This is a genomic window from Nocardia sp. NPDC046763 (assembly GCF_040645495.1).
GTDB lineage: Bacteria > Actinomycetota > Actinomycetes > Mycobacteriales > Mycobacteriaceae > Nocardia.
On sequence record NZ_JBEYYI010000066.1, the window covers coordinates 1 to 7,523 of the forward strand.

7 protein-coding genes are annotated in these 7,523 nt (G+C 67.8%); 2 read left to right on the top strand and 5 right to left on the bottom strand.

Annotated features, from left to right (window positions below; genetic code table 11):
* Positions 1-53: 53 nt before the first annotated feature.
* Both ABZ909_RS43045 and ABZ909_RS43050 read right to left on the bottom strand, forming a co-directional pair.
* Entirely contained in the window at positions 54-749 is a 696-nt protein-coding gene (locus ABZ909_RS43045; RefSeq protein WP_357012154.1) for a maleylpyruvate isomerase family mycothiol-dependent enzyme, read from the bottom strand.
* A gap of 75 nt (positions 750-824) precedes the next feature.
* Positions 825-2,018, bottom strand: a complete 1,194-nt coding sequence (locus ABZ909_RS43050; RefSeq protein ID WP_357012157.1) for a nucleotide disphospho-sugar-binding domain-containing protein — start codon at positions 2,016-2,018, stop codon at positions 825-827.
* A gap of 93 nt (positions 2,019-2,111) precedes the next feature.
* Between ABZ909_RS43050 and ABZ909_RS43055 the strand changes: the two genes are divergently transcribed.
* The gene (locus ABZ909_RS43055; protein ID WP_357012159.1) at positions 2,112-2,525 is read left to right on the top strand and encodes a VOC family protein; all 414 of its coding nucleotides are present in this window, start codon (positions 2,112-2,114) and stop codon (positions 2,523-2,525) included.
* A 445-nt stretch (positions 2,526-2,970) separates the two neighbouring features.
* Here the strand turns inward: ABZ909_RS43055 and ABZ909_RS43060 are convergent, their stop codons facing one another.
* The 3 genes from ABZ909_RS43060 to ABZ909_RS43070 form a co-directional block, all read right to left on the bottom strand.
* The gene (locus tag ABZ909_RS43060; protein ID WP_357012162.1) at positions 2,971-3,966 is read right to left on the bottom strand and encodes a sigma-70 family RNA polymerase sigma factor; all 996 of its coding nucleotides are present in this window, start codon (positions 3,964-3,966) and stop codon (positions 2,971-2,973) included.
* Positions 3,967-4,071: 105 nt separating this feature from the next.
* Complete coding sequence (locus ABZ909_RS43065; protein WP_357012164.1) at positions 4,072-5,721, bottom strand: acyl-CoA synthetase; 1,650 nt, start codon at positions 5,719-5,721, stop codon at positions 4,072-4,074.
* A 214-nt stretch (positions 5,722-5,935) separates the two neighbouring features.
* Positions 5,936-6,982, bottom strand: coding sequence for an LLM class F420-dependent oxidoreductase (locus ABZ909_RS43070; protein ID WP_357012166.1), 1,047 nt, complete (start codon positions 6,980-6,982; stop codon positions 5,936-5,938).
* A 134-nt stretch (positions 6,983-7,116) separates the two neighbouring features.
* Between ABZ909_RS43070 and ABZ909_RS43075 the strand changes: the two genes are divergently transcribed.
* Positions 7,117-7,523: OB-fold domain-containing protein (locus tag ABZ909_RS43075; protein WP_357012168.1), on the top strand; the 407-nt coding region annotated here is incomplete at its 3' end.

Sequence of the window (7,523 nt, forward strand, 5' to 3'; positions counted from 1 at the left end):
GGTGGCTCCCATACCGGCCACCACCTCGCCGTTTTTCTTTGTCCGGGAACGGTTTACGGCACCAGCGGACCGGCAAGCACCCGCTCCCCCGCCGACCGGTTGCCCTGCCAGGTCAGGGCCGCGTCCTCGGCGGGCTTGCGCTGCCACAGCGCCAGCAGCAGATCCGAAGCGGTGCCGGAGATTTCGGCGACCGGGGTGCCCGGGCCGTAGGTCCAGCTCTCACCGGTGTCGGTGGCGCGGACCCTGACGGCCACCTCGGGCTCGCTCGCCAGCCCACGCTGAATCATGCGCGGCGCGAACAGTTCGAAGACTTCCGCGATGCCGTCGGCGGCCTGCGCCGGATCGAATTCTTCCGCGATGCCGAGCGCATTCTTGCCGTCCCAGACGTGCATGAGGGTCTCCTGGGCGCGGCGGCGCTGCCAGAACCCGACCGTGCGCGGCAGCGCCTTGGTGAAGGTCCAGGCCGGGGTCTCGGGGGCGACCGACACCGCCTCGAGCAGGGCCTGCGCGGTCTCGTCGTACCAGGCTCGCAGATCGACGGGATCCTTCGGAGCGGGTTCGCCCCGGTAGTCGCCGCGGCCCTCCCGGATGCCGCTGACCACCCACAGATTGCCCTGACCGATATGGTCGGCCAGGTCGTAGAAGGTCCAATCCCCGCAGCTGGGGACCGGTGCGGCCAGATCGACCCCCGGCGTGATCAGCTCTCCGAACTCGCTCAATTTCTCGCGCAAAATGGCCACGAAATCCATGCGGCCCACGCTAACCAGCGAAAACTCGGCCTGCCAGCCATATGCGGCCGGTAACCCGCGAAATCCGGCCAAACATCAGGGTTCGAATTCACGGACGGAGATGCGCTCACCCAGCGGGTCGTGGTGATCCGGCGACGGTTCCAGTTCGTACAGCAGGGCCTCGCCGCGCGCGTCGTGGCGGATGGCGCGGCCCAGTTCGGCCGCGGCCCGGTAGTGGGCCGGGGTGCGCAGGACGTGGCGGATCGCGCGGGCGACACGCTGCGGGGTCGCGGTGCGCGGCAACGTGATTCCGGCATTGTGGGCGCGGACGCGCGCGGCATTGTCGGCATTGTCGCGACCGTGCGCCAGGACCACGACCGGGAGGTCGGCGGCGAAGGACTTCATCAGGGTGCCGTGGCCGCCATGGGTGACGACCAGGCTGGCATGCCGCATGATTTCGCGGTGCCCGGCCGCGCGCAGGACCATCACATTCGGCGGGGCGTGCAGCTCGTCCGGGTCGACGGCGGGGCCGGTGGTGACGACACCGCGCACGGGGAGCTGGCCCAGGGCGTCGGAAATGCGCTGCAGGCAATCGGTTTGGCGTTGAAAGGTGGTGGACAGCGCGACCAGGACGAGCGGATCGCCGCCGTCGGTCTGCGTCCACGTGGCACCCTCGACCCAATCCGGCTCGTCGAGGATCGGACCGACCCAGCGCACCCCATCGGGTCCCTGCCCCGGGAAGTCGAACGCCGCACTGGACAGCACCAGCTGCCGGCGCGCCAGCTGCGCCTGGTCCTGATAGTGGGCCAGCCGATCCAGCCCGAAATCCGCGCGCAGGACATTGAGCTTGGGTAGCAGTTCCTCGTCCCAGCGCCGCTGCACCAGCGAGCCCACCACCCGGTCGCGCAACCGGCCCAGTGGCCCGTGCGCCTTGCCGAAGCCGGAACCCGGCGGCGGGCCGCCCTCCACCGGCAGCGGGTAGATGCCGGGGATGAGCACCGAGAAGGGCACCTCACAGGCCTGGGCCGCGACCATGGCCCCGAAGGCGAAGAAGGAGGCCAGCACCAGATCGGGTCGCTCTGCATCGATTTCGTCGGCGGTGTCGCGGGCGAATCCGGCCCCCGCGCGCGGGCGCAGCCGCGCGCCCGCGGCCGTCACCGGACCGGCCAGGGATTCCTCCGCGAGCACGGTCACCCGATGGCCACGCCGCACCAGACGCCGCACCACACCCAGCTCCGGCGGAACCGTTCCGCCGCTGCCGGTGAGGGCGACCAGGTAGCTGTGAGTCATCGGGCACCTCCCCAATCACTCTTGCACGACCGATGAGTTTTCCGCACCCGCTTCGTCCCCATCAGTACATCGAATGAGAGGGGTCGAACCACCATGCCGAGCAAGATGATCTTCATCAATCTGCCGGTCGCCGACCTGGACCGGTCCAAGCGCTTCTACGAGGCCGTGGGCTGGAAGGTTAACCAGGACTTCACCGACGGCAATGCCGCCTGCATCGTGGTCGACGACAACATCTGCGTCATGCTGCTGACCCACGACTTCTTCACCACCTTCAGCACCCGCCCCCTCGGCGACACCCGCGGCACCGTCAACGGCGTCTACGCGCTGGCCCTGTCCAGCCCCCACGAAGTGGACTCCCTCGTCGAAGCGGCCCTCCGAGCCGGCGGCACCGAAGAACTCAACCCCGACCGTCGCGCCCAGGAAGCCGAGGTGGGCATGTACAGCCGCACCTTCCTCGACCTCGACGGCCACCAGTGGGAGCCTTTCCACATGGCCTATCCCGCCTGACCGCCGATCGGCAGCTCGTGCCGCACCCCCACCAACATGCGGCGCAGATTCTCCGCCCACAGTTCATCCGCGTGCAGCTCTACCGTCATCACGCACCTCTCGTAAGCACCTGTGGGAGAGCATATTTCGATTACCGGCCGGCGGGCGCAGCCGGTGAACCGCGAGCCCGACACGAAATCTGGTGCCGCCCAACCTGGGTGTCACACAAAACGGGTGAGTCGCCGATCTTGACCGGTGGCGGCGCCGACCGTGAGGGTAGGGGAACCGGCTAGTTCGTGCGGAGCCTCCGATCAACGGCGATCAGCGACGGCCACCGATGTCCTCCGTCCTTCGACGGGGGTTGCGCGCCGAGCCGGTCCGCCGGGCCGGAGTCCACCATCTGAGGTGTGGACTCCGGCCCGCGGAACACCAACGGCGTGCGGCGACAGACGGTGACGCGCCCGCCCTAGTTCGAGCCCAGCTCCATGGGCAGGCCGAACAGCGGGAATAGCTTCTCGGTGTCGAGGAAGAAGGTGAGACCGGAGATGCAGTCACCGTCCAGTTCGAGGGTGGTGATGGACCACGGGGTCCAACGGCCGGGCTCGTCACTCAGCTTGTAATGGCCGAAGGCGGGTAGCCCATTGGCGCCGGCCAGCGGGACCATGCGGGAGTCGCGGCAGGCGTGGCCGGTGCCGAGCATGAAGGCGGCCACGTTCTCTGGACCGGAGATCCATAGCGAGAACGGCGGCATGGACAGGGCCACATCGGCTTTCAGGAGGCCGGTGAGGGCGTCCATGTCGTAGGCCTCGAAGGCCTTGACGAAATCGTCGACGAGTTTGCGCTGCTGCTCGTTGTTCTCGTCGAAGGGGTCCGACACCGTGGCCGTCTCCTGCACCTTCGACATGGTGGCGCGGGCCCGCTGCAGGGCGCTGTTCACCGAGGCCGGGGAGACATTGAGCATGTCGGCGGTCTCGCCCGCCGAGAAACGCAGCACCTCGCGCATGATCAGGATGGCGCGCTGACTGGCCGGCAGATGCTGCACGGCCGCGACGAAGGCCAGGCGCAGCGTGTCCTTCGCGCTGGCGGCCTCGGCCGGATCGGCGCCGAAGGCGAGGGCGTTCGGAATCGGTTCCACCCACACGTAATCCGGCTCCGGCGCGGGCAGCGCCGAATCGGGGGTGGAGGGACCGTTGAGGTCCATGGGTCTGGCGCGGCGCTGCGGACCGTCCAGCATGTCGAGACAGACATTGGTGGTGATCTTGTACAGCCAGGACCGCAGGCTGGACCGGCCCTCGAAGGAGTCGTAGGACTTCCACGCCCGCGTGAAGGACTCCTGCACCGCGTCCTCGGCTTCGAACGAGGACCCGAGCATTCGATACGCGTAGGCGCACAGCTCCCGCCGATGCCCCTCGAAAGACCGCAGTACATCGTCGGAAACGGTGCTGCCCACCTTCTCGCTCATGCCAGACAGCGTCGCACAGCCCACCGACAAGAAACACCCGCGAAAAGGTTGGTGCCCGCCTGCGATCGCAGGCGGGCACCGACACACACCACGAACCGAGCCGCGTTACTTGGTGTTCGAGGCCTGGGCGTGGTTGTCGGCCTCGCGGGCCTCGGTCTGCGCCTTGGCCCACTTGTAGTCCGGCTTGCCCGCGGGCGAGCGCTTGATCTCGTCCACGAACCACAGGCTGCGCGGCATCTTGTAGGAGGAGATCTCCTTGACCAGGGTCGGCCGCAGCTCCTCCAGCGTCGGGCGGGCGCCGCCGCGGCACTGCACGACCGCGACCACCCGCTGGCCCCAGCGCTCGTCCGGCACACCGACCACGAGCGCGTCGAAGATCTCCGGGTGCGCCTTGAGCGCGCCCTCGACCTCTTCGGGGTAGATCTTCTCGCCACCGGAGTTGATGGACACCGAGCCGCGGCCCAGCATGGTGACGGTGCCGTCCTCCTCCACGCGGGCGAAGTCGCCGGGGATGGAGTAGCGAACGCCGTTGAACACCTTGAAGGTTTCGGCGGTCTTGATCGGGTCGTTGTAGTAGCCGACCGGGATGTTGCCGGTCCGCGCCAGCATGCCGACCTGACCGGAGCCGGGCGCGACCTCGTTGCCCTCTTCGTCGATCACCTTGGTGGAGCCGTCGATCTTCACGCGCGGGCCGCCGGTGTGCGTGGCGCCCTTGGCCGCCACGGCCAGACCGCCGAAGCCGGTCTCCGAGGAGCCGATGGAGTCGGTGATGAGCGCGTTGGGGAAGTTCTCGATGAACTGGTCCTTCAGCGCGGGCGAGAACAGCGCCGCGCTGCTGGCCAGCACCCACAGGCTCGAATGCTGGTACGCCTCACCGGTTTCCGCATTGCCCTCGGCCAGCGCGTCCAGCATCGGACGGGCCATGGCATCGCCGGTAATGAAGATCATGTTGACGCCGTGCCGCTGAATCGCCTGCCACACACCGTGTCCGCTGAACTCCGGCAGCATGACGGCCTTGCCGCCGTCGAACAGGCTGTGCAGGGTCGCGGTGAACGCGCCGCCGTGGATCAGCGGCGGAATCGGGTAGCGCACCATCGGCGAGTTGCCGCTCGCGCCGCCCTTGGACTGCTCCCACTCGTCCTGGATGAATTCACCGGTGTAGAAGTTGATGCCGCCGCCGAGGACGCGCCACCAGTCCTCCTGCCGCCACATGACGCCCTTGGGCATGCCGGTGGTGCCGCCGGTGTAGATCATCATGATGTCGTCGGAGGATCGCTCGCCGAAATCGCGTTCGCCGCGCGAGCCGGCCAGCGCCGCTTCGTATTCCACCGCGGTCGGGGGCAGCGGCAGGTCGGTGCCGTCCTCGACGGTGACGGCCGCCTTGATCTTCGGCACGTTCGGCAGCACATTGGCCACCTTGTCGCTGTACCGCCGCTCGTGAATGAGCGCGACCATATCCGAGTTCTCGAAGATGTACTGCAACTCGTTCTCGACGTAGCGGTAGTTCACGTTGATCATGACTGCCCGCGCCTTGAAGATGGCCACCATGGCCTCGACGGCCTCGATGGTGTTGCGCGAGTACACACCGACCTTGTCACCCGGCTGCACACCCTGATCCTGCAGGTAGTGCGCCAGGCGGTTGGCTCGGTCCTCGAGCTCGGCGTAGGTCACCGAACGAGCGTCGTCAACCAGCGCGACACGTTCCGGCATGAGGTCGATGGTGTGCTCGACAAGGTCCGCAATGTTGTAGCTCACCGCTTCAAAATAGAACGTGTTCTTGTGTGTGACAAGCCACAGATTCCGCTTTGGTCCAGCGACCGGATGTGCCCCCTGTCACACCCTACGGCGACTTACGCCGAATTGGAACAGATGCGAAAGGGCGCGACCCACTCACCGGGGCGCGCCCTTTCCAACCGGCCGCGAAGCGCGTCTTCGAGGCCAGATTTCTGAAACTAGTTCTACGACCGAATCAGTGTCCGTGCGACTCGATCAGCGGGCGCAGCGCCTCGAACTGCGCTACGTCGCGGACACCCACGAGCATCATGGTGACGCCGGCCTGCTCCCACACCTTCAGCTGCTCACGCACCTGCGCCTCATTGCCGATGATGGTGGTGTCGAGGATCAGCTCGTCGGGCACGACCGCCGCGGCCTCATCCTTGCGGCCGGTGCGGAACAGCCGGGTGATCTCGTCCACCTGTTCGCCGTAGCCCATGCGCCGGTACACCTCGGCGTGGAAGTTGAGTTCCTCCGCACCCATGCCGCCGATGTAGAGCGCCATGAACGGGCGCAGCCGATCCAGTTCGGCCTTGGGGTCGTCGGTCAGGATCACCTGCGCGGTGGCGGCGATCTCGAAGTCCTCGCGCGAGCGCCGCGCGCCCGGGCGCGAGAAGCCCTCGTCGAGCCACTCGTTGTACATGTCGGCCAGTCGCGGCGTGTAGTAGATGGCCAGCCAGCCGTCCGCGATCTCCGCGGTCAGCGCTACGTTCTTGGGGCCCTCCGCACCGAGCCAGATCGGCAGGTCCGCACGCAGCGGGTGAGTGATGGGCTTGAGCGGCTTGCCGAATCCCGTTGCGCCCGAGCCGGAGTACGGCAGCGGGTAGTGCGGGCCCGCACTGGTCACCTTGCCCTCGCGGGCCAGCACCTGCCGCACGATCGAGACGTACTCGCGGGCGCGGGCCAGCGGCTTGGCGAACGGCTGCCCGTACCAGCCCTCCACCACCTGCGGCCCGGAGACGCCGAGCCCGAGGATGTGCCGGCCGCCGCTGAGGTGGTCGAGGGTCAGCGCGGCCATGGCGGTGGCGGTCGGAGTGCGGGCCGACATCTGCACGACGGAGGTGCCCAGCCGGACCCGGCTGGTGTCCGAGCCGTACCACGCCAGGGGCGTGAAGGCGTCCGATCCCCAGGACTCCGCGGTGAAGATCGCGTCGAAGCCGGTCTCCTCCGCGGCCAGCACCAGTTCCCGGTGATTGGCAGGCGGCTGCGCCCCCCAATATCCCAGTTGCAAACCAAAGCGCATTTCCATGTCCTTCCTAGAACATCCGGGGCTGGTCGTCAGGGCCGCAGCCCGTACTCTTGCCACCGTCACTAGAACCTGTTCTACTCGATCTCGTGACTCTGGGGAACACCGAAATACTGTCCGCACCGCTGCGGATGCAATTCGACTACACCCGCTCCACCGGTCCGATCATCGGTCGCTTCCTCACGGAACTGCGATCCGGGAAGGTCGTCGGGGTGCGGGGTTCCGATGGGCGCGTGATCGTGCCGCCCGCGGAATTCGATCCGGCCACCGGCGAGGCGCTGTCGGAGTTCGTCGGCGTGTCCGACGTCGGCACCGTCCAGACCTGGTCGTGGGTGGCCGAGCCGCTGCCCGGCCAGCCCTTCGACCGGCCCTTCGCCTACGCGCTGATCAAGCTGGACGGCGCGGACACCGCCATCCTGCACGCGGTGGATGTGGCCTCCCCGTCCGACATCGCCACCGGGATGCGGGTGCGGGCGCGCTGGGCCGCCGAGCGCACCGGCGACATCCACGACATCGCGGCCTTCGAACCGGGTGAGAC